This is a genomic window from Deltaproteobacteria bacterium (assembly GCA_019308905.1).
GTDB lineage: Bacteria > Desulfobacterota > BSN033 > WVXP01 > WVXP01 > JAFDHF01.
The window spans coordinates 1-22,910 of the sequence record JAFDHF010000065.1; the positions used below are offsets into that span (position 1 = coordinate 1).

General features: G+C 56.9%; 29 protein-coding genes. 21 read left to right on the top strand and 8 right to left on the bottom strand.

Annotation, left to right across the window (positions count from 1 at the left end; all coding sequences use genetic code 11):
• Window positions 1–221: 221 nt before the first annotated feature.
• The 4 genes from JRJ26_16820 to rsmG form a co-directional block, all read right to left on the bottom strand.
• Window positions 222–656: a polymer-forming cytoskeletal protein gene (locus JRJ26_16820; protein MBW2059151.1), complete on the bottom strand. Its 435-nt coding sequence runs from the start codon at window positions 654–656 to the stop codon at window positions 222–224.
• Window positions 653–1,513: a ParB/RepB/Spo0J family partition protein gene (locus JRJ26_16825; protein ID MBW2059152.1), complete on the bottom strand. Its 861-nt coding sequence runs from the start codon at window positions 1,511–1,513 to the stop codon at window positions 653–655. Before JRJ26_16825 ends, JRJ26_16820 begins: the two co-directional genes overlap by 4 nt.
• On the bottom strand, window positions 1,506–2,282 hold the full coding sequence (locus tag JRJ26_16830; protein MBW2059153.1) for a ParA family protein: 777 nt from the start codon (window positions 2,280–2,282) through the stop codon (window positions 1,506–1,508). The genes JRJ26_16825 and JRJ26_16830 overlap by 8 nt, the downstream gene beginning before the upstream one ends.
• Before the next feature lie 104 nt (window positions 2,283–2,386).
• Complete coding sequence (rsmG, locus tag JRJ26_16835; GenBank protein MBW2059154.1) at window positions 2,387–3,112, bottom strand: 16S rRNA (guanine(527)-N(7))-methyltransferase RsmG; 726 nt, start codon at window positions 3,110–3,112, stop codon at window positions 2,387–2,389.
• Between the two features lie 264 nt (window positions 3,113–3,376).
• Here rsmG and JRJ26_16840 point away from each other — a divergent pair, with 264 nt between their 5' ends.
• From JRJ26_16840 to JRJ26_16890, 11 genes are all read left to right on the top strand, one after another.
• Complete coding sequence (locus tag JRJ26_16840) at window positions 3,377–4,192, top strand: outer membrane protein assembly factor BamD (GenBank protein MBW2059155.1); 816 nt, start codon at window positions 3,377–3,379, stop codon at window positions 4,190–4,192.
• Window positions 4,193–4,475: 283 nt separating this feature from the next.
• A complete protein-coding gene (gene ffh, locus JRJ26_16845; GenBank protein MBW2059156.1) occupies window positions 4,476–5,810 on the top strand; it encodes a signal recognition particle protein in 1,335 nt (444 codons plus the stop codon).
• 53 nt (window positions 5,811–5,863) lie between these two features.
• On the top strand, window positions 5,864–6,133 hold the full coding sequence (gene rpsP / locus JRJ26_16850; protein MBW2059157.1) for a 30S ribosomal protein S16: 270 nt from the start codon (window positions 5,864–5,866) through the stop codon (window positions 6,131–6,133).
• A gap of 54 nt (window positions 6,134–6,187) precedes the next feature.
• Complete coding sequence (locus JRJ26_16855; protein MBW2059158.1) at window positions 6,188–6,418, top strand: KH domain-containing protein; 231 nt, start codon at window positions 6,188–6,190, stop codon at window positions 6,416–6,418.
• Window positions 6,402–6,935, top strand: a complete 534-nt coding sequence (gene rimM / locus JRJ26_16860; GenBank protein MBW2059159.1) for a 16S rRNA processing protein RimM — start codon at window positions 6,402–6,404, stop codon at window positions 6,933–6,935. The genes JRJ26_16855 and rimM overlap by 17 nt, the downstream gene beginning before the upstream one ends.
• Entirely contained in the window at window positions 6,935–7,654 is a 720-nt protein-coding gene (gene trmD, locus JRJ26_16865) for a tRNA (guanosine(37)-N1)-methyltransferase TrmD (protein ID MBW2059160.1), read from the top strand. Before rimM ends, trmD begins: the two co-directional genes overlap by 1 nt.
• Window positions 7,651–8,250: an RNA methyltransferase gene (locus JRJ26_16870; GenBank protein MBW2059161.1), complete on the top strand. Its 600-nt coding sequence runs from the start codon at window positions 7,651–7,653 to the stop codon at window positions 8,248–8,250. The genes trmD and JRJ26_16870 overlap by 4 nt, the downstream gene beginning before the upstream one ends.
• 17 nt (window positions 8,251–8,267) lie before the next feature.
• Window positions 8,268–8,606 (top strand): 50S ribosomal protein L19, encoded by a 339-nt coding sequence (rplS, locus tag JRJ26_16875; GenBank protein ID MBW2059162.1) that lies wholly within the window; start codon window positions 8,268–8,270, stop codon window positions 8,604–8,606.
• 9 nt (window positions 8,607–8,615) lie between these two features.
• Window positions 8,616–9,275, top strand: coding sequence for a ribonuclease HII (locus JRJ26_16880; GenBank protein ID MBW2059163.1), 660 nt, complete (start codon window positions 8,616–8,618; stop codon window positions 9,273–9,275).
• Between the two features lie 70 nt (window positions 9,276–9,345).
• Window positions 9,346–9,726 carry a YraN family protein gene (locus tag JRJ26_16885; protein ID MBW2059164.1) on the top strand — a complete coding sequence of 127 codons (381 nt, stop codon included), beginning with the start codon at window positions 9,346–9,348 and terminating at the stop codon, window positions 9,724–9,726.
• A gap of 511 nt (window positions 9,727–10,237) precedes the next feature.
• Window positions 10,238–11,329, top strand: coding sequence for a tetratricopeptide repeat protein (locus JRJ26_16890; protein MBW2059165.1), 1,092 nt, complete (start codon window positions 10,238–10,240; stop codon window positions 11,327–11,329).
• A 124-nt stretch (window positions 11,330–11,453) separates the two neighbouring features.
• Here JRJ26_16890 and JRJ26_16895 read toward each other — a convergent pair whose 3' ends face one another.
• The 4 genes from JRJ26_16895 to JRJ26_16910 all read right to left on the bottom strand — a co-directional run bounded on the left by JRJ26_16895 (window position 11,454) and on the right by JRJ26_16910 (window position 14,894).
• Window positions 11,454–12,230, bottom strand: a complete 777-nt coding sequence (locus JRJ26_16895; protein MBW2059166.1) for an enoyl-CoA hydratase — start codon at window positions 12,228–12,230, stop codon at window positions 11,454–11,456.
• A 115-nt stretch (window positions 12,231–12,345) separates the two neighbouring features.
• On the bottom strand, window positions 12,346–13,539 hold the full coding sequence (gene glgC, locus JRJ26_16900) for a glucose-1-phosphate adenylyltransferase (GenBank protein ID MBW2059167.1): 1,194 nt from the start codon (window positions 13,537–13,539) through the stop codon (window positions 12,346–12,348).
• Window positions 13,540–13,634: 95 nt separating this feature from the next.
• Window positions 13,635–14,228 carry a class I SAM-dependent methyltransferase gene (locus tag JRJ26_16905; protein MBW2059168.1) on the bottom strand — a complete coding sequence of 198 codons (594 nt, stop codon included), beginning with the start codon at window positions 14,226–14,228 and terminating at the stop codon, window positions 13,635–13,637.
• Between the two features lie 168 nt (window positions 14,229–14,396).
• Window positions 14,397–14,894, bottom strand: coding sequence for a nitroreductase family protein (locus JRJ26_16910; protein ID MBW2059169.1), 498 nt, complete (start codon window positions 14,892–14,894; stop codon window positions 14,397–14,399).
• A 126-nt stretch (window positions 14,895–15,020) separates the two neighbouring features.
• Here JRJ26_16910 and JRJ26_16915 point away from each other — a divergent pair, with 126 nt between their 5' ends.
• From JRJ26_16915 to JRJ26_16960, 10 genes are all read left to right on the top strand, one after another.
• Window positions 15,021–15,926 (top strand): hypothetical protein, encoded by a 906-nt coding sequence (locus JRJ26_16915; GenBank protein MBW2059170.1) that lies wholly within the window; start codon window positions 15,021–15,023, stop codon window positions 15,924–15,926.
• A gap of 1 nt (window position 15,927) precedes the next feature.
• Complete coding sequence (gene dctP, locus JRJ26_16920; GenBank protein MBW2059171.1) at window positions 15,928–16,941, top strand: TRAP transporter substrate-binding protein DctP; 1,014 nt, start codon at window positions 15,928–15,930, stop codon at window positions 16,939–16,941.
• Window positions 16,941–17,444, top strand: a complete 504-nt coding sequence (locus JRJ26_16925) for a TRAP transporter small permease subunit (protein MBW2059172.1) — start codon at window positions 16,941–16,943, stop codon at window positions 17,442–17,444. The genes dctP and JRJ26_16925 overlap by 1 nt, the downstream gene beginning before the upstream one ends.
• Window positions 17,441–18,700: a TRAP transporter large permease subunit gene (locus tag JRJ26_16930; protein ID MBW2059173.1), complete on the top strand. Its 1,260-nt coding sequence runs from the start codon at window positions 17,441–17,443 to the stop codon at window positions 18,698–18,700. The genes JRJ26_16925 and JRJ26_16930 overlap by 4 nt, the downstream gene beginning before the upstream one ends.
• Before the next feature lie 196 nt (window positions 18,701–18,896).
• Complete coding sequence (locus JRJ26_16935; GenBank protein MBW2059174.1) at window positions 18,897–19,325, top strand: Hsp20/alpha crystallin family protein; 429 nt, start codon at window positions 18,897–18,899, stop codon at window positions 19,323–19,325.
• 63 nt (window positions 19,326–19,388) lie between these two features.
• Entirely contained in the window at window positions 19,389–19,970 is a 582-nt protein-coding gene (locus JRJ26_16940; protein MBW2059175.1) for a flavodoxin family protein, read from the top strand.
• Between the two features lie 25 nt (window positions 19,971–19,995).
• The gene (locus JRJ26_16945; protein ID MBW2059176.1) at window positions 19,996–20,517 is read left to right on the top strand and encodes a type 1 glutamine amidotransferase; all 522 of its coding nucleotides are present in this window, start codon (window positions 19,996–19,998) and stop codon (window positions 20,515–20,517) included.
• 217 nt (window positions 20,518–20,734) lie between these two features.
• Window positions 20,735–21,652: a sugar phosphate isomerase/epimerase gene (locus JRJ26_16950; protein MBW2059177.1), complete on the top strand. Its 918-nt coding sequence runs from the start codon at window positions 20,735–20,737 to the stop codon at window positions 21,650–21,652.
• 310 nt (window positions 21,653–21,962) lie between these two features.
• Window positions 21,963–22,418, top strand: coding sequence for a septal ring lytic transglycosylase RlpA family protein (locus JRJ26_16955; protein ID MBW2059178.1), 456 nt, complete (start codon window positions 21,963–21,965; stop codon window positions 22,416–22,418).
• A 49-nt stretch (window positions 22,419–22,467) separates the two neighbouring features.
• A complete protein-coding gene (locus JRJ26_16960) occupies window positions 22,468–22,755 on the top strand; it encodes a metal-sensitive transcriptional regulator (GenBank protein ID MBW2059179.1) in 288 nt (95 codons plus the stop codon).
• Window positions 22,756–22,910 lie beyond the last annotated feature (155 nt).

The window sequence follows — 22,910 nt, forward strand, 5'->3', positions numbered from 1 at the left end:
CGGAGAGACTCTTCCCATCCTCTCTCCTCGGCTCTCCACTCCGACGGTTCCTCTTGGATTGAAGCGGTGCCCCTCGAAAGATACCTGAGAGCTGTCTGTAATGCAGCGGTATCGCGGGACTCAAATGACGATGAGCCTTCTTGCAATAAGAATGCCAGAAGACTCCTCTCATGCCGGTTTGTTCGGTTTTCTTATCTGCCGGGTAACCCGAAGAGGTCTCTTCAGGAACCCGCTTCGCCTTCGATCTCCTTCTCCGCCTTCATCTTGAGAAGAGAGATCTTTTCGTCTCGACCGGCCTCTCCCCTCTCCATCTGGCAGTTTCCCTCAAATACGGCTCCTTCCGAGATGACCAGTACGGGGGTCTTGATGTCCCCGAGGACCTTGCCAGGGGGGTGGATCTCGACACGGCTTGCGGCGGTGCTGCTGCCCGTCAACTTTCCGTTGACGATCAGGTTCTTCACGTTGATCTGGGCGTTGACCTCCCCCGTCTCTCCGATGATCAGGGAATCGCCGGCCGAGATCTCTCCGTCGAACTTCCCGTCGAGCCGGAACATCCCTTCAAATCTTATCTTGCCCTCAAAGGAGGTTCCCTTTCCAAGAAAGGCATTGACCTCCTCGGTCCTCGGCATTCCTTTGTGATCTTTACCACCTATCATAGTAAGGCTCCTTTCTCGCCGAGGATGAGGTCCACCAGCCTCTGGAGCTCATCCTGGGAATAGAATTCTATTTCGATCTTTCCACGCCTTCCGCTCCCCGAGATGCGGACCTGGGTACTCAGGAATCTCCTCAACTCCTCTTGGAGCTCTTCCCGACCCGCATCGTCCGGCTCCTCCCTGGATGGGGAGGCAGGCTTCTTCCTTTTCCATCCCTTCACAAGCCCTTCCGTCTGGCGAACGGAGAGACCCTTGTCGACGACGATCCTGCAGGCCTCCCTCTGATCCTTTTCGGTAGGGAGTGCAAGCAGGGCCCTGCCGTGGCCGGAAGATAGGGAACCATCGGCGAGCCTCTCTTTCACCTCCTCTGGGAGGCGGAGAAGTCTGAGAGTGTTTGTCACGGAGGTCCGATCCTTGCCGATTCTTCTGGCAAGTTCCTCCTGGGTGAATTGATACTCATCGATCAACTGCCTGTATCCCTCGGCCTCTTCCAAAACACCCAGATCCTCCCTCTGGAGATTCTCCACCAGGGCCAGTTCGAGAGCCTCCCGGCTTGAGACGTCTCTGACAAGCACCGGCACTTCCCGGAGACCTGCCCTCTGTGCCGCCCGCCACCGCCTCTCCCCCACGATCAGCTCATAGCCCTGTGAGGACTTCCGGACCAGGAGCGGCTCCAGGATGCCTTTCTCCTTGATCGATTCTGCCAGATCTTTCATCCCTCCTTCGTCGAATCTCTTGCGGGGCTGTTTCCCGTTGGGAACGATCTCCTCGATGGGACAGAGGAACAGATCTCCTCTCTGCTGTCCCACATCGGGTATGAGCGCTCCCAGCCCCTTGCCCAGGGCCGTCCGTTTACCCATCGGTCTTCCCCCCGTTCGAGAGAACCTCTTTTGCCAGACTCAGGTAACTCTCCGCCCCCTTGGAGTGGATGTCATAGAGAATAACCGGTTTTCCATGACTGGGAGCCTCACTCAGTCTTACGTTCCTTGGGATGATGGTTTTGAATACCCTATCGCCGAAGTGACTCTGCACCTCCCTGACCACCTGATGGGAGAGGTTGTTTCTACCATCGAACATGGTTATGAGGATTCCCTCAATCAAGAGAGATGGGTTCAGGCGGCTCCTGATGAGAGAGAGAGTCCTCATCAACTGGCCGAGGCCCTCCATGGCGAAGAACTCGCATTGAAGGGGGATGATCACGGAGTGTGAAGCGGTCAGTGAATTGACCGTCAGGAGCCCGAGTGATGGAGGGCAGTCGATGAGCACATAGTCATAGAGGCTTTCGACCTCTTTCAGCAGTGTTTTCAGCTTCTGTTCCCGGGCTATTTCGTGAATCAATTCGATTTCTGCACCGATAAGATCCGTGTTGGAGGTGGCGATATCCAGGAAGGGGAGGCATGTCTGTCGGATCGCCCTGCGGAGGCTGTTTCCCCTGATTATGGCGTGGTAGATGGTCTCTTCCAGACTGTCCTTGTCGTATCCGAAACCGCTCGTCGAGTTGGCCTGGGGGTCGATGTCTACAAGGAGGGTCCTCTTCTCTGCAACCGCCAGTGAGGCCGATAGATTGATCGCCGTCGTAGTCTTTCCCACCCCGCCTTTCTGATTGGCAATCGAGATGATTTTTGCCATGGTCTCTTCGGGAAGATCACACCCGTTTGGCTCAACTCCCGTTGATATTAACATAACTATCGGCCTATTTAAAGCACTATTTCACCGGAGTTCGATCTCCAGAATCACGGGGGGCATCCGTCAGGCCGGTCTTTCGGAACCCGGCCTTGAATGTGGCTCTTGGAAGTACCTGTCTTCCTGAAAAACAACAGCTTCCTGCTCATCAGGTCGAAGGGCGGATTCAGGAGAACGGTCCGGCAGAGAGTGAGCCCCAGGGATTCAGGGCGAATGGGGATACCAGGCTCCCTTCCCCTCATGGCGACTATCATTCCCTCCGCCCGGAGGAAATAGACGGCCTCTTGCAGAAACAGCCCCAGCGGTAAGGCGGCCCTGGAGATCACCGCATCGAAATCGCCGCGGAGATCGGTTCTGACCTGCTCGGCGTCGCTTCTGCCCCAGACACTCCGGATACCGGCCAGATCTAGGGTTCTGATGAGATGTTTGTGGAAATAGGTCTTCTTCCTTGTGGCCTCGAGGAGAACAATTCCGAGGTCGGGTCTTGCGATCTTGAGAGGAATTCCCGGGAACCCGGCCCCTGGCCCTATATCCAACACAGAGGCCCCAGGAGGGAGATATCTTGCAGGGGCCAGGGAATCCAAGAAGTGCCGGACCACGACCGATCTCTCGTCGCAAAGGGCCGTGAGATTCATCTTACGATTCCATTTTGTCAACTCTGCAAAGATGCGGTCAAAGGCCTCTACCGCCCTCTTGTCGAGGGAGACGCCGAGCAGGTGAGCTCCGGAGACGAGAAGACGACGGTTCTCGTCCGATAAGGCTGGTTTTGCATTCAAGAGATCGGTTCCTATTCGTTACCCTTTGGTTCCCACAGGAGGGCGTCCTCCAAATCGAAGAAGCCCGGGAAAGGGATTCGTCGCCCCGCCGCCAAGTTTACCACAATTCCTGGAGCTTCAGACAAGGAGAGAAGTGGAATTTCCTGCCCCTTCGATCAAGGGTTCGAGGTGGCCAGATCCCAAGACGAGCGGGCTTGACATTTTGCGGGTTTTGATCCCATATTTAGTAGCTCGACCGACTCGACTCTGATTCCGGTGAAGGTCATGGCTTTCCAATGGAAACGAGTGGCGGCTGTTTTGGCTGCCTTCCTGATTCTTGGCGGGTGCCTCGCAGGGAAAAAGGGAAGGAGACCGGCGGGGGGATCGGCCAAGCTCTATGCAAAGGCCTTGACTCGATTCAACCGCGGGAAGTTCCAGAGTGCCATGGAGTTGTTCAAGAACGTGAAGAACTTCTATCCCGAATCCCCTGAGGCTCTCCGGGCGGAGTTGAAGATCGCCGACTGCCACTTCTTTCTCATGGAGTACGAGGAGGCAGTGGCTATCTATGAGGAATTCCGGAAGCTCCATCCTTACTATGAGGATACTCCCTACGTGCTTTTTCAGATAGGGCAGGCCTATTTCAAGCAGATGGAGACGCCGGATCGTGACCCGGTACCGGCCCGCAAGGCCCTGTTGAATTTCGAGTATCTGGTGAAGAATTACCCGCCCAGTATCTTCACGGAGAAAGCGGCCGAGCAGATTCCGGTCTGTCGCTCCCGGCTCGCAGAGCATGAATTCTTGGTGGGAAAGTTCTACTACAAGAAGGGGAACTACCGGGGGGCGATCGGGCGGTTCGAGTGGGTCCTGCTGAAATACCCCGACACCGAGGTGGTCCCCAAGGCCCTCTTCTACCTCGGGAAGTCCTATTTGAACCTTTCCCGTAAGGACAAGGCAAAGGCGATCTTTCTGGAAATCGCCCGTCAGCATCCGGACAGCGAGTATGCTTCCAAGGCAAAGGCGGTCCTGAGGGCGAACTGGAAGGGAAGCGGCCTTTCCACCCATTTGGAAACCCCGCCAGAGTCGAGGGTGGCGCCCCTTTAGGTCTGAAGGTTTCGGGGGTGGCCTCTCGAAGTCCGGGGAGTACCGGATCCTGCCAGGGGAGGAAATTGGCTCAAGAAATCAGCGGAAAGAAGGGACCTTGTCTCTGTCAGGGCCTGCCTGTCTCTTGCCGGTCGTCCCGCTGGTTCCGCAATTGGGGTCGGGACGACAGGCGTGCTGCAGAAGCGGGGAACCGGGAGTTTTGGAAATTGACAATCTCACGGAAGTCGTTTATTATTGATGTTTTGCGGCATTGTTGGAGAAAGGGGGGGGCTGGCCCGGAGATATGTTCGACCAATTGACCGACAGGCTTTCCCTGGTTTTCAAGAAGCTGAGGGGCCACGGCAAGCTCACAGAAAAGAATATCCAAGAGGCTCTGAGGGAGGTCAGGCTCGTGCTCCTGGAGGCTGACGTCAACTTCCGGGTAGTCAAGGAATTCATAGAGGCGGTCCGGAGCCGTTCGATCGGTGAGGAGGTGATGGCCAGTCTGACCCCAGCCCAACAGGTGATCAAGATCGTTCATGAGGAACTCGTTGCTCTCATGGGTGAGGAAGCACGCCGGATCAAGCTGTCGGGTCCTTCCCCGGTTCCGGTGATGTTGGTGGGACTCCACGGGTGCGGGAAAACCACAACTACCGCCAAGCTGGCCAGGCTTTTGAAGAAGGAGGGACGTCTCCCCTATATGGTGCCAGCCGATGTCTACAGGCCGGCTGCGGTGGAACAGCTGAAGACCCTGGCCTCCCAGATCGAGGTGGACTTCTACGAGCCCGGCGAGGGTGAAACCCCCGTGGTGATCTGCCAGCAGGCAAGAAATCGGGCCATCAGGCAGGGCTTCGACACTCTGCTCATCGATACGGCAGGGCGGCTTCACATCGATGAAACCCTGATGAAGGAGCTTCGAGAGATGAAGAAGGCCCTCTTGACAGGAGAGGTCCTTCTCGTGGCCGACGCGATGACCGGGCAGGATGCGGTAAACATAGCCAAGAGGTTCAACGACGAGCTGGGCATCGACGGGGTGATTCTTACCAAGATGGACGGTGATGCCCGGGGTGGGGCGGCACTGTCGATCAGGGCAGTAACCGGCAAGCCGATTACCTACATCGGGGTCGGTGAGAAGATAGACGCCCTGGAACTCTTTCATCCTGATCGAATGGCGTCCCGGATTCTCGGCATGGGAGATGTACTCTCCCTTATCGAAAAGGCCGAGGCAGCCTTCGACGAGAAGAAGGCTAGAGAGCTCGAAAGAAAGATTCGAAAAGCCGAGTTCACTCTTGAGGATTTCAGAGACCAGCTCCGCCATATTCGAAAGATGGGCTCTCTGGAGGGGCTCCTTCAGATGGTGCCGGGTCTGAGTCGGCTGGGCGGCCTGGGATCCTTCCAGGGTGCAGAGAGAGAGTTGGTGAAAATCGAGGCCATTATCAATTCGATGACGCCCCAGGAGAGGAGAAACCATACCATCATCAACGGGAAGAGACGGCTGCGGATTGCCAGGGGCAGTGGGACTACGGTCCAGGATGTCAATCGCCTGCTCAAGCAGTACATGGCGGCTCGGAAGATGCTCAACAGGATGAAGAAAGGACGAATGGGCGGCCTGTCGAGGGGGATGCTTCCCTTGTCCTAGGCGGCCACATTCGGCAGGGGTTCCAAATCCATAAGGTGGAGGTGAAGGGGAATATGGCGGTTTCAATCAGACTTGCCCGATTCGGCGCAAAAAAGAGGCCCACATACCGTATTGTTGTAACCGATTCAAGATCGCCACGGGATGGAAGGTTCATAGAGAGAATCGGGACATACGATCCGAACCAGGATCCTGCGGCGGTCCGTATTGAGGAGGACAAGGCTATCCAGTGGATGGAAAGAGGAGCTAGACCCACCCAAACGGTAAGGAGGCTGATGAAAGAATCCGGACTCTTCGATAAAATGGTAAAAGGGAGCAAGGCCTGAGAGAGTTTGCGTTCCGAGGTTCTGGGGTCTGAATAATCGAGGGGGAGGGGGAAAATGAAGGAGCTAATCGAGTACATTGCGAAGGCATTGGTCGATAATCCCGATCAGGTGCGGGTTTCCGAGATCGAGGGAGAGAAGACCTCTGTGATCGAGCTGAGTGTGGCCAAAGAAGACCTTGGAAAGGTGATAGGGAAACAGGGACGGACGGCGAAAGCCATGAGGACGATTCTCAGTGCCGCTTCCACGAAGCTGAGGAAGCACTCTGTTCTTGAGATCATTGAATAGCCTTGAAGAGAGAGAACTTATTGCCATTGGTCGGATTGCCAGGGTTCATGGAATCCACGGCAGACTCCGAGTGGTCTATTATAACGAGGATAAGACCCGTTTTTCTTCGTACAAGCGTGTTGTTTTGAAGGATCGTGAGGGTCGTCTGGGTTCGTTCAGGGTGGAAGAAGCAAGGATACACGGGAAGTTTATTCTCCTCAGTCTGGAAGGAGTAGACAGTATCGATCAGGCGGAGCGTCTGGTGGGATCTGCCGTCCTTGTTGAGAGGGCTGACCTGCCCGACCTGGAACGGGGAGAGTACTACTGGGCAGACCTGATCGGCATGGAGGTGACCACCCCTGAGGGAGAGCGGGTGGGTGAGGTCTGCAGCATCGTTCCCACAGGGGGTACCGACGTCATCGTGATCGGGACAGGCAAAGAGGAGCTGCTCGTCCCGGCTACCGAGAATTGGATCAGAGGGATTGACACGGCCTCCAAGAGGATGGTGATCGAGTTTTCGGAGGATCTCGTGGAATAATGATCCGTTTTGACGTGCTGACACTCTTCCCGGGAATGTTTGAATCACCTCTGCGTGAGAGCCTTCTCGGGAAGGCCCGGCAGGCGGGGCGGATCGAGATTGTTGTCCACAACATCCGGGATTTTGCCGAGGGCAGGCACCGGATCGTGGACGATACGCCTTACGGTGGAGGGGGCGGAATGGTGATGAAGCCCGAACCCATCGTCCGGTGTATCGAATCGATCAAGAAGCCCTATCCGTCGGCCAGAGTGATTCTCATGTCTCCCCAAGGGGTTCTGCTCGATGACGGGCATGTCCGCCGGCTGGCCCGGCACTCCCATCTGGTTCTTGTGTGCGGGCGATACGAGGGGGTCGATGAGAGGGTGAGGCTCGGATTTGTGGATGAAGAGCTATCAATCGGAGATTACGTCCTCACCGGGGGGGAACTGGCCGCCATGGTGGTCATAGACGCCGTCTCCAGACTGGCCCCGGGGGTTTTGGGATACGAGAAGGCAGCAGATGAGGACTCCTTTGCCAACGGCCTGCTGGAATACCCTCAGTACACGAAACCCCGGGATTTCCGGGGCCTCCGGGTTCCAGAAATCCTCATCTCGGGGAATCATCAGGCCATCAGAGAATGGAGAAGGAGAGAATCGATCCGCAGAACAGGTCTAAGAAGGAGGGATCTTCTGGAAAAGGCAAGGCTCTCCGCCGAAGAGCGGAAGGTCCTGGAGGAATGAAGGGGACAGGGGTTTTGCAGCCGAAGCGAATCGATGCGGCTGATCTCTATGTCGCACTGGTCCACTATCCCGTCTACAACAAACGGGGTTGCATAGTCTGCACTGCTGTAACCAATCTCGACATACACGATCTGGCCCGGTGCGCAGGGACTTTCGGTGTTGGGGTCGTCTATTTCGTCAATCCCCTCGACTCGCAGAGGGAGCTGATAGCTCGCATCATACGTCACTGGACAGAAGGGTTGGGTGCCCGGTACAACCCGATCCGCAAGGGGGTGTTTGACAGGGTACGGGTGAGGGTGACCCTTGGAGAGGTCGTGGATGAGATATCCCAGGTCCGGGGGCAGCGGGTCAGAACCGTGGCAACCGGTGCGGCCTGGTACAAAGGGGCTGTTTCTTACGAGGAAATGCGCCGACTCCTCCACCGGGGGACAGAGCCGTACCTTCTGATTCTTGGAACGGGCTGGGGTCTGGCTCGGGAGATTCTCGACAACAGCGACTATGTCCTGGCTCCCATCGAAGGTGTGTCAGACTACAACCATCTGTCGGTCCGATCTGCCGGGGCGATCATGCTGGACCGGTTGATGGGAAATCGATAAAGAGGAGGAACCTGAGGATGGATTCCATCGATTTGATTGAGAGAGAAAACATCCGGACGGATCTGCCCGACTTCAAGCCGGGTGACACGGTCCGGGTCCATGCAAAAATCATCGAAGGCGAAAAGGAGAGAACCCAGGTCTTTGAAGGCGCGGTAATCAGCAAACGTGGGGGAGGCCCAAGGGCAACATTCACGGTGAGGAAGGTCTCCTACGGTATTGGGGTGGAAAGGATATTTCCCCTATATTCTCCGAGGGTTGAAAAGATAGAGGTGGTAAGCCGCGGTAGGGTACGCAGGGCGAAACTCTACTACTTGAGGAAGTTGAGAGGAAAGGCCGCAAGGATCAAAGAGCGGTAGCCAGAGGCCATGTCGAGAAACCGCCCGGGGGATCTCTTTGCGTCTCCGTGGGGTCAGCCCATGGATTTCTTCGAGAGACGATTCCTCAGCCAGGGATTCAGGTCGGTTGCGGGAGTCGATGAAGCCGGCCGAGGGCCCCTTGCAGGGCCCGTTGTGGCCGCGGCCGTCATCCTCTCCATGGAAGGGCTCAACCAGGAGTTTCGGGATTCCAAGAGACTCCTCCCTGCAAAACGAGAATCCCTCTATGGGAGGATCCTGGAGACGGCCCTGGCCGTTGGCATCGGCGTGGTCGAGGCGGAGGAGATCGACCGGATCAATATCGGCAGGGCAACGCAGAAGGCGATGCTTACCGCAGTACATTGCCTGCGTGTGGTGCCCGGTTTGCTGCTGATTGATGGTGTGACGCCGATTCCCATATCTGTCCCACAGCGGACAATCGTGAGGGGAGACAACCTCTCCGTGTCCATCGCGGCTGCATCGATCATCGCCAAGGTGACCCGGGACAGAATTATGGTGGCCTACGACGAGAGATATCCGCAGTACGATTTCGCGAAGCATAAGGGGTACGGCACCCTGGAACACCGTGAGGCTATCAGGAGGCACGGTTACTGCGAATGTCACCGGAAGAGCTTCCGAGGGGTGACAACGCCTGTCGCCTCGCGGGTTTGAAGATTCCCGATGGCTCGTCTTTTGACCGACCATTGCGCTTTGACCTAGGGACCCGAGGAGATTGGGCGGGATGGCTCTTCAACCCAGGATCGGGGAGGAAGGAGAGGCTCTTGCTGTGGCTTACCTTCGAAGAAAGGGGTACCGGATCATCGAGCGGAACTACCGTTGTCCTTTGGGAGAGATGGATATTGTGGCGGTCGACGGGAAGACTCTCTGTTTCGTCGAAGTGAAGACCCGGTCGACAGAGAAATACGGTGGACCGGAGGTGGCCGTCCACAGGCAAAAACAGGAGAGGTTGTCGAAGATTGCTCTGTGGTTCCTGAAAGAGCGGCATCTGGAGCACATGAGGGCCCGTTTCGACGTGGTGGCCATCAGGAGAAGGGGCGAGTTGAACAGGGTGGAGCATTTCAGGAATGCCTTTGACCTTGCCTATGGGTCGATGGACGGATGATTCGTGGTCGAGTGGTGTCTGGTGGGCCGAGGGGTTTTGGGGAGATGAAAAAAAGAGGCGAATTTTTTGTTAAGGAGTACTTGACTAGAGGTTGGAAATGTGTTATTTTGTGATAGTAAGTGAAAGAGATTTCTTTCACTAACCACGACGGGGGCTCTGTGAAAGCGCGGAGTCTCTTGCTCGAGTAGGGTTCCTGCAGACCTGGTTTTACGCTGAATCTCGTGTTGGTCCTGGAGCTGCTGACGAATGGATACGATGTCTTTCCTGAGCCCCGACGTCTGGAAGCCATTTTCCGCCCCACTATCAGACATGGATGATGATGGGGCTTTTTCACCCTCCTTACAAGGGCAGGACCCGATATGAGCCAATCGGGTCCTGCCCGCCCCCTTTTTGCCTACTTCCAACGTTCCGGGACTGTTGGCACATTTCCTGCATAAAAGTAACGGACGGTTCCTGCCGCGTCTTCAATGGGAGGTCCGTTCAACAGTCTCAAGAAGCAGGTTTCTGCCCCGTGTTCGCTTTCCGCAAGAAGCGCAAGAACGGCAAGAAGATCGATCAGCTCCTCGGTGTTCTCGAGAGGAACCCGGAAGACGCAAAAAGCCGCCTCAAGCTGGCCGAGCTCTACCTCCGCGGGGGTGATAAGAACTCGGCCATTGACCAGTACCGGAAGGCGGCAAAATACCTGGGCGACGAAGGATTCAATCTCAAGGCCATCTCGATCTATAAGAAGCTTTTCACCCTGGACGGGATGAATCTGGATGATTACAAATCCCTGGCCTCCCTTTACGCGGATGGGGGGCTTGTAGCTGAAGCCAGGAAGGTCTATGAGCTGGTGGCTCAAATCGATTCTGAAGACGGAGAAGTACAAGAGGCACTGAAGGACCTCGACCGGGACGGAGACGAGGAAACCCAGGGCCCAGAGGCAGGCGGCGGCGTCGAGGGGGATGAGCCACAGCCCCCGGAAGAGCCTGAGGCGGTCCCCATCGAAGCTCTCCTCGCATCTCCCGAAGGAGAAGAGGGGCTCGTATCGCCTTTCTCGGAGGCAACAGGCGAAACCGTGGAAGAGCAAGAGGGGAAGGGCCCTTACGGAGGCGAGGACTCCGCGGCAGAGGAACTTCTCTCAGATCGTTCAGACCGCAGGGAAGGGGAAGACGGCCACGGTGAGAGGGATCGTGTTTCCGAGATAACACGACCCCTGGATGGAGGCGTCGGCCCAGACAACACTCTCCGGGGACAGGTCGTGAGAGACCTAACCGTCGAGGATCTGATCGGAGCTGTTAAGTCCAGTGAGGCAGGCCCTCTGTCTCCGGGAGACCACTCCTCGGCCGAGGATCCCGATCTTCACTACCACCTGGGCATAGCATACCGTGAAATGGAACTTACCGACAGGGCGATTGAGGAGTTCAAAGAGGCCCTTCAACAGGGGAGCAACCCCCTGGAATGCCTGATTATGCTCGGGCGGTGTTACTTCGAAAAGGGACTCTTTGGAGAAGCTGCTGGCTTCATTCATCAGGCCCTAGAGCTTGAGAACCTGACTCAGGAGCAGATCGATCTCCTCCAACGGCAACTCGAAGAGGTCGAGGCCGTGGGAAAGATCGGGTGAGAGCCCGCTGTCTCCGTTTCTGCGAACCGTTTCGGAACAGGCGGCCCCAGCCCCAGGGTTCTCCGCTCTGGCTTCAGGATGGGCGAGGGTAGTGCGGCGGTGTGTTAACCTGGAGCTGAAGGAGTCACTTGCCCTTCCAGAAAGGTTGTCTTTTTTCGAGAAAAGCCGACATCCCTTCCTGGGCATCATCGGCCATGGCGTTGAGAGCGATGACGCGGGCCGTGTAAGCATAGGCCGTGGATTCCTCCATCTCCAGTTGGGAGTAAAAGGCCTTCTTGCCGATTTGGACCACCAAGGGACTTGCTTGGGCGATCTTTGTGGCAAGTGATTCCACCTCCCTCTCCAACACGTCGGACGGCACCGCCCTGTTGATCAATCCACATCTTTCGGCTTCGGAAGCGGTCATCATATCGCCGGTGAGAAGCATCTCCAGGGCTTTCTTCCTTCCAACGGCCCTGGTGACCGGAACCATGGGGGTACTGCAGAAGAGGCCGATCTTCACCCCTGGCGTGGCAAACCGCGCATCCTCAGAGGCGATTGTCAGATCACAGGAGGCGGCGAGTTGGCAACCCGCCGCGGTTGCTATCCCCTGGACCTGGGCAATCACCGGTTGGGGCAGGTGACGTATGAGTTGCATCATCTCGGAGCACCTCTCAAAGAGCTTCTGGTAGAAACGGGGGCCCCGTCCCGTCATTTCGGACATATCGTGTCCAGAGCAGAAAGCCTTGCCGCGGGATTTGATGACTACGACCCGGATCTTTTCGTCTCCGCCGATCGAACCGAGCAGGTGGATCAGCTCCTCGATCAAAGCCAAGGAGAGGGCGTTCATCTTGTCCGGGCGGTTCAGGATGACGACGGCGATCCCCTTGTCTTTCTCATATAAGAGATTCTCGTAGTCCACTGTCCAAACCTCCTCTGCTCGGTCCGGAAATACGAGTCGGCTACGGGTGCGCAGGAACCTCCCTCAGGTTCTCCCCCTCCCCCGGGCTCGAGGTTGAGGGTCGCCCACGACACGATCAATCGACCTGCATCAGTTTCGGAATCACCACGATTCCGGAGTCCGTCACCGTGTATCTCTTACGATCCTCCTTCAAATCGTAGCCGACCTGCACATCCCGTGGAATGTTGATCCCCTTGTCCACGATAGCCCTTCTCACCCGCGCTCCCTTCTCCACACGGACACCCTCCATAAGAATAGTCTCTTCCACCTCGGCATGGTTTTCAACCCGAACAAGTGGGGAGAGCAAGGAATTCACAACCTTCCCCCCACTGATGATGCATCCTCCGGAGAGGAGGGAGTTGATCGCCGCCCCGGTTCCGTCTTCTTGGGCCCCTACTGTCTTGGCAGGGGGATATGGTCCCTGGAAGGTGTAGATGGGCCACTCCGTATCGTAGAGGTTGAACTGGGGTATGGCGCTGACCAGATCCATATTGGCCTCCCAGTATGCGTCCAGGGTTCCCACGTCTCTCCAGTAGGCGGGTCTCCCGGTTGCCGGGTCCACAAACGGGAAGGCAAAGACCCTGTCTCTTCCCACCATGGCGGGAATCACATCCTTCCCGAAATCGTGGGAACTCCTCTCGTCCCTGAAATCCTCGATCAGGCGTTTGACCAGTATCTCCGTGTTGAAGACGTAGATCCCCATGGAGGCCAGGATGGATTCTCCGTCCCCCGGCATAGCTTTTGGAACTGCGGGTTTTTCCTGGAAGCCTATGATCCGGTATTCCGTGTCAGCCTCCACTACGCCGAGGTCCCTGGAGAGGGATCTATCGACCTGGAGCACCGCCACGGTAAGATCCGCCCGCCTCTCAAGGTGATAATCTACCATTTGCCTGTAGTCCATCTTGTAGACGTGATCCCCTGACAATATCAAGACGACTTCCGGCCGATCCTGCTGGAGTGTATGAAAGTTCTGAAAAATCGCATCGGCCGTACCCTGGTACCAGCTTTCATCGAGCTGCTGTTGAGCCGGAATGAGCCTGACGAACTCTCCCAACTGGCTGCTGAAGATATTCCATCCCAGTTCCACGTGCCGGTTGAGGGAGGTCGACTTGTACTGGGTGAGAATGTAAATCCGCCTGATATTGGAGTTGACGCAATTGCTCAAGGTGAAATCGATGATCCGATAAATGGCACCGAAAGGAACGGCAGGTTTAGTCCTATCCCTGGTAAGAGGGTAAAGTCTTTCCCCCTTTCCTCCCGCGAGAATCATGGCCAATATATCTTGCACAACCTATCCCCCTTGGCCACCCAGGTGGCCTCACTGCCCGAGCAAGGAAGAAACGCGACGAGGATTGCCCTTCCCATTTACTTCTGCAGGATCAACCACAACCCCCCTCGTTCTGTGATCCGGCAGTGCCCTTGCAACCCCGAGGAAGCAGCCATGTCTTCCAACTCGCCTCTGGAAATCCGTCTTTTTCCAAGCCTTTCGTTGAGTATTCTCGATTCTAGGGATATTTCCCTAATCAGATCCGGCGGGGTACCGGCTCCGAATCCTCCGCCGATAAAGCCGACGCCCCCGGGTTCCAGGACCCGATCGATTTCCCGCAACATGGAGGAGTCGAGGAAGAAGAAGGCTCCCCGGAAGACTACGCCGGAGAACACCCCGCTCTTGAAACCCAGCCTTGACGGATCGCTCCGTACCAAATCGACCCGGCCGGGGAGCTTTAGTCTTGCAGTCTCGGCTTTCAGATAGCCGAGGATCTCCTCGTGGCTGTCGGCGATTACGACCGAACTATCCCTCTTTTCCCGCGCCAGCTCAAAGCCGATGCCTCCGGAAAAGGGGCCCACTTCCAAGATTATCCCGGCCTTTTCAGGAAGGATCCCGATAACCTGGGCGGCGAGGTAGGGGTAAATCCTCAACCAGAGAACGTTGAGCCTTTCGATGTCGGAAATGTCCATGGAATCAGTCGCAAGGGGCCACCTGGGAAGAAGATCGAAGAACCGGTCTCGAGAGACGATCCGAGAAACCCTGCGCGAGCCTTTGCCGTGATCCTGCAGGCAAGACAGGCATGGGGACTCCTCTTGCCGACAAGGGTAAGACCGGACCCGACGTCTGGAAACCCTGCTTCACCATCTCTCCCGGTGGATCCGCCCAGAATCGTATTGAGTCCTCGGTTCCTTATCCTCTCCGGGATGTCCAACGGCCACAAGGCTGAGAATCTCGATCTGCCTGGGGATATGGAGGACTCTGCGAATGGAGGCCTTTCTCTCTTCATAGGGGTGGCATCCGAGCCAGCACGCACCCAGACCCAAGGCCGGAGCGGCAAGAAGAATGTTCTCTGTGGCGGCGGAACAGTCCAGTACCCAACCGTTGGGCGAGATTCTAGGGTCTGCACACACGGCTATGGCCAAGCCGGCTTCGTGAAGCATTCCGCCGTAGGGATGAACCTCTGCGAGGCGGTCGAGGGTGAACCGCTGCTGGATGACCACGTAATGCCAGGGCTTCCTGTTGTTCGAGGAAGGAGCCGCCATGGCGGCTTCCAGGAGGGTTGTAACCGCCTCTTCCCCGATGGGTTCTCCCGTAAATCTTCGAATGCTCCTCCGCCGAAAGATGAAATCGACCATCGATCCCCTCGCCTACATGGGGGTTTTCCTGTATATTATAATTTCGAGGGGTTTTTTTCAAATCCCTTTGCCGTGGAGGGGGTCCGGCCGACCTGGGTCGAGGGCGCGTCGTCCATGGAGAAGGAGATGCAAAGGGGAGGAAAAAGGGGGGGAGTACTACGGCGAGGGATGGCCCTTTTGCTAGCGGCGGGTCTCTGCGTGCCGGCTCTGCTCGGTTGTTCCCTCATCAAGAGGGTGTCCGTTGCGGGTATTGCCGCAGTCCTGGAGGATGTGGGGAAGGCGACTGCTAAACAGACGGATCTGAATCTGGTTCAGGAGGGTATGCCTGCCTATCTCATGCTTCTGGACGGTCTGATCGAGGCCTACCCGAGGGAGAAGAGGCTCCTTCTAGCAGGAGCCGAAGCGTATTGTTCGTATGCCGGTGCCTTTGGATCTCCTGGAGATCCGGAGGCTACGGCTGAGCTCTATCTGAAGGGGAAAGGGTATGCTCTTCGGGCCATGGCGAGAAGCAAGGACTTCCGGGCGGTCTTGTCGGAGCCGTACCCTGTTTTTGAGCGGTACGTGCAGAGTCTTTCGGCCAGAGACGTGCCCCCCGTCTTCTGGTTTGCCAGCTGTTGGGCAGGATGGATAGGGGTTGCCGGAGGATCGGTCAAGGCCATGGCCGATCTTCCCAGGGTCGTCCTCCTCATGGAGAGGATCATCGACCTGGAGGAGACCTATCATTACGGTGGCGCCCATCTCTTCTTGGGCATCTATCAATCGTCGAGACCGAAGGCATATGGCGGGAATCCCGAGGGGTCCCGCAAGCACTTCGAGAGGGCGATAGAGATCGGCCGGGGGGACTACCTGATGGCTTACGTCTACTATGCCGAATACTATGCGCGGAACACCTTTCAGAGGGAGCTCTTCGTCTCCCTTTTGGAGAAGGTCCTCGGGTCCCCTGTTGATCGGGTGCCTGAACTGGCTTTCATCAACACCCTCGCCAAGAGAAAGGCGAGGCAACTGCTCGCCCACGTGGAGGATTACTTCTGACATGAAGCTCCAGGGGAAGGTGGTTTGGTTTCTTGCATGGCTATGCCTGACCGTGGTTCTCCCCTTGGCCGGACGGGCCGAGCCCACGGTGCTCAAGCTCGCGACCCTGGCTCCCGAGGGAAGTGCATGGATGGATACCTTCCACAGGATGAACCGAGAGTTGGAATCGAGGACAAAGGGCACCCTCAAACTCCGGGCCTACCCAGGGGGCGTAATGGGTGAGGAGCGGGTCGTCTTGCGGAAGATGCGGATCGGCCAGATCCAGATTGCGGGCCTTACGGGTCTCGGCTTGTCGTCCATCTGCAAGGATATCCAGGCGCTGGGAACGCCCTTTCTCTTCCGCAATTACGGAGAAGTCGATTTTGTTCTGCCCAGAGTCACCGCGCGCCTTGAAAAGATATTGCTCGAGAGGGGATACGTCCTGCTCGGTTGGGTGGAGATAGGCTTTGTCTACATGATGTCCAACAAACCCGTAGCCAATCCGAGGGCCCTCCGGGGAACCAAGGTCTGGATGCCTGAGGGTGATCGTGTGAGCCAGGCCGTCTTCGAGAAGGCTGGTGTTGCCCCTGTTCCCCTCGGCGTTTCGGACGTGCTTCTGGCCCTCCAGACTGGGCTGGTGGATGTGGTCTACAGCGCACCTGTTGCGGCCATCGTGCTTCAATGGTTCACCAAGGTGAAGTACGTGACCCGTGTCCCCCTCAGCTATGCCTTCGGTGGCGTGATCATGACCCGCCGAGCCTTTGATCGTCTCTCCAGGCCGGAGCAGCAGGCCCTTCAAGATATCTTCCGGATCGAACTCACGGATCTCAACACCCGGACGCGGAGAGACAACGAGGAGGCCCTCGGGATTATGGAAGACGAGGGAATCCGATCGGTTGAGCTCACGGGTTCAGAGCTTGCACTGTTTCAGAAGATTGCAGGGGAAGCCGTGGAGGATCTGGCGGGGAATGCCTTTTCTGCCGGGATTCTCGAGGAGATCAAAACCTACCTCAGGGAGGTGAGGAGAGGGAACTAGTGGGCGCTCTCCGGGAATCGCTCCGCAGATGGACAGAAGCTCTTGGAAGATTGGAAGAGGCCGCCCTGATCTGCTTGGTTCTGGCCATGGTGGGGCTTGCATCGATTCAGATTTTCCTTCGTATCTTCTTCTCTTCCGGAATAATCTGGGCCGCTGTGGCCCTGCGCCACCTCGTTCTCTGGGTTGCCATGTCCGGGGCGGTAATGGCGACTCATGAGTCGAGGCATATCAAGATCGATATCCTTGCCCGCTTTCTCAAGGGGAGGCAAAGGGTCATTCTGGCCGTCCTTATCGACTTTTTCTCCGCTCTCATCTGTCTCCTCCTCGCCCTGGCGAGCATCCGGTTCGTAAGGGGCGAGTTCCTCTTCGACACCAGGACCTTCTTGCAGATTCCAGGGTGGATAGTGGTGCTGATCTTCCCTCTGGCCTTCTTTGCCATCACTTTCCACTTCGGCCTGAACGGCCTGATCAAGATCCTGAATCTCGGAGAGTCTGGTAGATGAGCGTTGTTCCTTCTCTTGCCACCCTGGTTCTGGCGGTGACGGGTGTCCCGCTTTTTGTGGTCATCGCGGCAGGAGCTCTCCTGAGTTTCTACCTCGCCGGTATCGATACGTCCGTGGTTATTATCGAGATGTACCGTCTTGCATCGACACCAACGCTGGTGGCGATCCCCCTGTTTACCTTTGCAGGCTATGTGCTGGCTGAAAGCAATGCGCCGAAGCGGTTGGTCCGGGTTTCACGGGCCTTTCTCGGCTGGTTGCCGGGAGGACTGGCGGTCGTCGTGCTGGTTGCCTGTACCGTTTTTACGGCCTTTACAGGGGCTTCTGGGGTGACCATCATAGCTCTCGGCGGCCTGGTATTCCCCGCCCTGACAAGCCAGAAATACTCGGAGAGGTTCTCCCTCGGTCTGATCACCACCTCAGGACCCCTCGGCCTTTTACTGCCCCCGAGTCTCCCCCTGATTCTTTACGGAATAGTATCAAAGACCAGCATCGACCGGCTCTTCAAGGCCGGCATCCTTCCCGCATCGGTCCTGGCCGGGCTTCTGGTTTTGTACAGCATCGTGATAGGACGGCGAGAGCGTACGCCCGTCGTGAGGGTGTCCGTCAAGGAAATGGGGCAGGCCCTTTTCGAATCGATATGGGAGATCCCTCTCCCCTTTGTGGTGCTGGGGGGCATATACACGGGATACTTCGCGGTGAGTGATGCGGCGGCCATAACCGCCTTCTACGTCCTCTTCGTGGAGATGGTGATCTACCGGGAGGTGCCGCTGAAGACCCTGGCCTCGGTGGTAAAGGAGAGCATGGTACTTGTGGGTGGGATCCTGATTATCCTCGGTGCTGCTCTCGCCTATACGAGCTACCTCATCGACGCTCAGGTTCCTATGAAGCTGCTTGCCTTTATCGAGGTCCGCATTGCAAGCCGATGGGCCTTTCTGATTCTCCTCAACATCTTCCTCCTGATTGTAGGTTGTATGATCGACGTCTTTTCCGCTCTTGTGGTTGTAGTTCCCCTGATTCTCCCCCTGGCCCACGCCTACGGCATCGAACCGATTCACCTCGGGATCATCTTTCTCACCAACCTCGGTATCGGCTATTCTACGCCCCCGGTGGGAATGAATCTGTTCATTGCGAGCTATCGTTTCAACCGGCCGATTCTGACGCTCTACCTCGCCTCCCTGCCGTTTCTGGGGATCCTCCTGGTTGGGTTGATAATCGTAACCTATCTGCCCGGTATCAGCCTCTTTTGGGCCAGATAGACCTCTTTCTTAGGGAACAGATGGGATGGTCGATTTCTGGAGAGATCGGCGGGGTCGAGAAGGGGATAAACTCCTTGCAGACGAGGCCCGCGTTGTGCTAGTCTTTGGAAGGTTCCTGTATCTGTGGACCCAGTCTGAAGCACTCCCAGGGGTAACCATGGCGGCCTGAAGAGTCGAATTCCCGAGAGGAATGGTTATGGAAGGCTTCGATGACGAGCTCAAAGAGGTTCAAAGACATCTGGGTAGGATCATCCGAAACCTCTTCCCGTACCGTTCCCTGCATATGCCTGAGGAAGCCTGGAATCCCCCCATGGACGTCTACGAAACCGAAGAGGGGCTGGCCATCGTTGTCGAAGTCGCCGGTGCGGCCCCCAGGAGCCTGAAGATCTCCATTGAAGGGGGCCTTCTCGCGATAAGCGGCAGGCGGGAGCCCTTTGTGGATCCCTCGCACAGGAAATGCCACCAGATGGAGATCGATTTCGGGTCCTTCAAGAAGCAGATCCGCATCCCCTTTGCCGTTGATAGGGAGAAGGTCACCTCCCAGTATAGGAACGGCCTTCTGAGGATCATTCTCCCTAGATGCAAGGAAGACAGGAGGAGATCAATCGAGATCTCGCTCGAATAAGGGGGCAGGGCAGAGGCAAGACGGTTCAAAAGAGGGGGCCCAGGGGAAGGATGAAGGTCAACCATGAGGGTTCTCGGGCTGTCGTGCAGCCCCAGAAGGGAGGGTAACACCGATCTTCTCCTCAGGGAATTCCTGAGAGGAGCCAGAGAGCTGGGGGCGGAAACCTATCGACTGGATGCGTGCAGCCTCCGGATTAGTCCATGCAAGGGGTGTGGAGCCTGCGAAAAAACGGGGAGGTGTGTGGTCGACGACGAGATGCAAAGGGTTTATGATCGAATCGATGAAGCCGCAGTGGTAGCTCTCGCCTCTCCGATTTACTTCTACAATGTCACGGCCCAGTGCAAGATCCTGATCGACCGGTGCCAGGCCCTATGGTCCCGTAAGTACATCCTGAAAATGAAATACCATGCCAAGAAGGGATTTTTCCTCTCGGTAGGTGCAACCCGGGGGAAAAAGATGTTCGACTGTGCCGTCCTTACGGTGAAGTACTTCTTCGATGCCGTCGGCGCCGTCTACGCCGGAGACTTGCTCTTCTGCCAGGTGGAGGGCAGGGGGGAGATCAGAAACCACCCAACGGCTCTACGACAGGCCTATGAGGCTGGGGCGGGGCTGGCGGGCGGGGTTCACAAAGAGAAGCAGCATTAGATATGACCAGTCAGTGGAGGGTATCATGAGCCTGGAAGGCAAGAAGGTGATTATCCTGGCGGAGAATCAATACCAGGAGCTCGAGTTGTGGTATCCACTGTTCCGTTTGAGAGAAGCAGGAGCAGAGGTGAAGATCGTCGGATCCGGGAGCAGTTCCACCTATACCAGCAAACTGGGCTATCCCGTGACGGTCGATTTCCCGGCGGATGGAGTGGACATGGCCGACTACGACGGCATTATCATTCCCGGAGGGTATGCACCGGACCTCATGAGGCGGTACCCCTCAATGGTGAAGCTCGTCCGTGAGGCCCACGACCGGGGAAAGGTGATCGGAGCAATCTGCCACGGAGGTTGGATGCTGGTCTCTGCCGGTATTCTCAAGGGCAAGAAGGCTACGGGTTTCTTTGCAATCCGTGACGACTTGGTCAACGCGGGGGCCGAGTACACCGACCAGGAAGTCGTGGAGGATGGCAACCTCATCACCTCCCGCGTTCCTGAGGATCTACCGGCCTTCTGCCTCGCGATCATCCGCGCACTGGGAGGCTGAGAGAGGTTGTCCTTGAGCCTCTGGTCCGCCTGGTGGTGGCGGTTGCCTCTCAGGTACCGGGTCTTTCTGGGTCTCAGGTGAGAGGGGGGGTGGTCTGGCCTGAATCCTTGGGCGCAGCAAGTCTCGCACTTTTGCCCGCGGAGTTTCCTGTACCCGATTCCCTCGAATCTCTGCCCGTGGTTTTTCCCGGTGACTCCATCGCAGGGGTGCTTGCCTAATGATAGGGCTTTCCACATCCTGGTTGACCGAAAGACCGAACATCACAGGGATCGAAATCGTCCAAGAGATCGTCGGCCTTGGTTTCGAAGCGGTAGAGCTTGAGTACCGCATCGGTGTTTCCACCTTCGAGGAGATTCTTCCCCTCATCCTCAAAGAGCGGCTCAAGGTCTGGAGTATTCACAATTTCTTTCCCCTTCCCCCGGGACTCCCCCTCTGCAGGGCGAGCGGGGATCTCTATCTCCTCTCATCTCCCGATCCAGAGGAGAGAAACCTGGCCGTCCGGGAGACTTCTCGAACGATCGAATTGGCTCAAGGCCTGGGTGCTTCGGCCGTGGTTCTCCATCTCGGGAGGGTCGAGATGGATCCTGAATACGGCCGGCTCAATCGACTCTTTTCTGAGGGAAGGCTCGGGACGGCAGAGGGGCGGTCTTTTCTGGAGAGGAAGCTGAAGGAGAGGAGGGAAAAGAGAAAACCCTATCTCGAGGCGGTCTTCAAGAGTCTGGATCGACTCGCCAGGGAGGCTCAGGGCAGAGGCATACTCCTTGGGGTGGAGAATCGGTACCATTACCATGAGATCCCGGATTTCGAGGAGATGGGAGGGATCCTTGACCGTTTCACAGGGGGACCGGTCCGCTACTGGCACGACGTGGGCCATGCCCATGTCCAGGAAAAACTCGGGTTTGTGCGGCCTGGGGCGCTTCTGGGTAACTACGGGGACAGGCTCGCTGGGGTTCACATCCACGATTCCCTGGGAACCGATGACCACCGTGCTCCAGGGACGGGTGAGATCGATTTCCCCTCTCTGGGCGAGAGCCTGAAGCGGGCCGAGATAAGGATTCTGGAGGTCCACCAGAAATCGAGTAGAGAAGAGCTGGTCAGGGGCGTTGAGATGCTCAGGGCTATGGGCCTGAGCTGACCCGGGTGGTTTTGACACCACCGGATCTCTGTGCTATAAAGCCGTTGTCTACCCTGCCTTTTGCGAGCGTTGCGGATCCATGGAATCCCTCGGCCGAATCAGTCACGAGAGAAGGTGGATTATCGGGCTCTGCCTTCTGGTGTGCCTTGGTGCCGGAGGGTGCGGTGTTTCCCGGAAAGCCTATCGCCTGACAAAGGGGACGATCGCCTCCACCTGCCGGGCTACCTGGAGCGCTGCCAAACTGACGGTGGGCACCGGGAAGCTCGTATACAAGGTGGGGGGCTACACCTTCAAGATCGTCCGTGCTCCCATGACATGGCCCTTGACCCATGAAGAAATACGGACCATAGACGGTCTCTCTCCCAAGGAGGCCATCCGCCAGGGACGGGTGAAGAACGCCCCTTACACGGTGTTTGGCAAGAGATACTATCCAATGTCTCTGGAGGAGGCCGCCAGATACAGGGAAGTGGGTGTTGCTTCCTGGTATGGGGCGGAGACCCTTCGAAAGAAGGGAGGCCGTATGACGGCCAACGGAGAGGCCTTCGACCCGAGGAGTTTGACGGCTGCCCACAAGTACCTCCCCCTGCCCATCTTTGCGCGGGTGACCAATCTGGACAACCACCGATCCATTGTGGTGCGGGTCAACGACAGGGGTCCTTTTGTGAAGGGAAGAATCATCGATCTCACGGCTGGTGCTGCTCGGAGGCTCGGCTTCTATGAAAGGGGAACGGCAAGGGTTCTGGTAGAGACCGTCCCGGTGGAGTAGACCGCCCGGGTGCCCGTTGCGAAAGGGCATACATTGCAGGGGAGGAGTAATGGAGAATCCGATTCCGAAAAAGAGGAGAGACAACATTCTGCTGCGGTTGAGAAAGATCGAAGGACAGATCCGAGGGATCCATAGGATGGTGGAGAGAGAGGCAGAGTGCGGGGAGATTCTCATTCAGGTGGCAGCGGTCAGGTCGGCCATAAAGAGGGTGGGGAGCCTCGTGATCCAGAACTATCTGAAGGACTGTGTCGAGGCTGCCTTGGATCGAGACAGGGGAGGGGTGAGGGATGGTAGCGTAGACGAATGGATCACCATCGTTTCCCGTTACATGGACTAGAATGTGCCGGGTGCGGCCTTTTGTGGCGAACTGAAAAGAAGGTGGAGTTTCCTGAGTTTTCAGCCCAGGATTCTTGCAAGTATATGACTTCACGATCTTTTTCTGTCTTGGCAGGAGAACACCCTTGTCCCCTCGCTCCTGAGCTCACGCGGTGA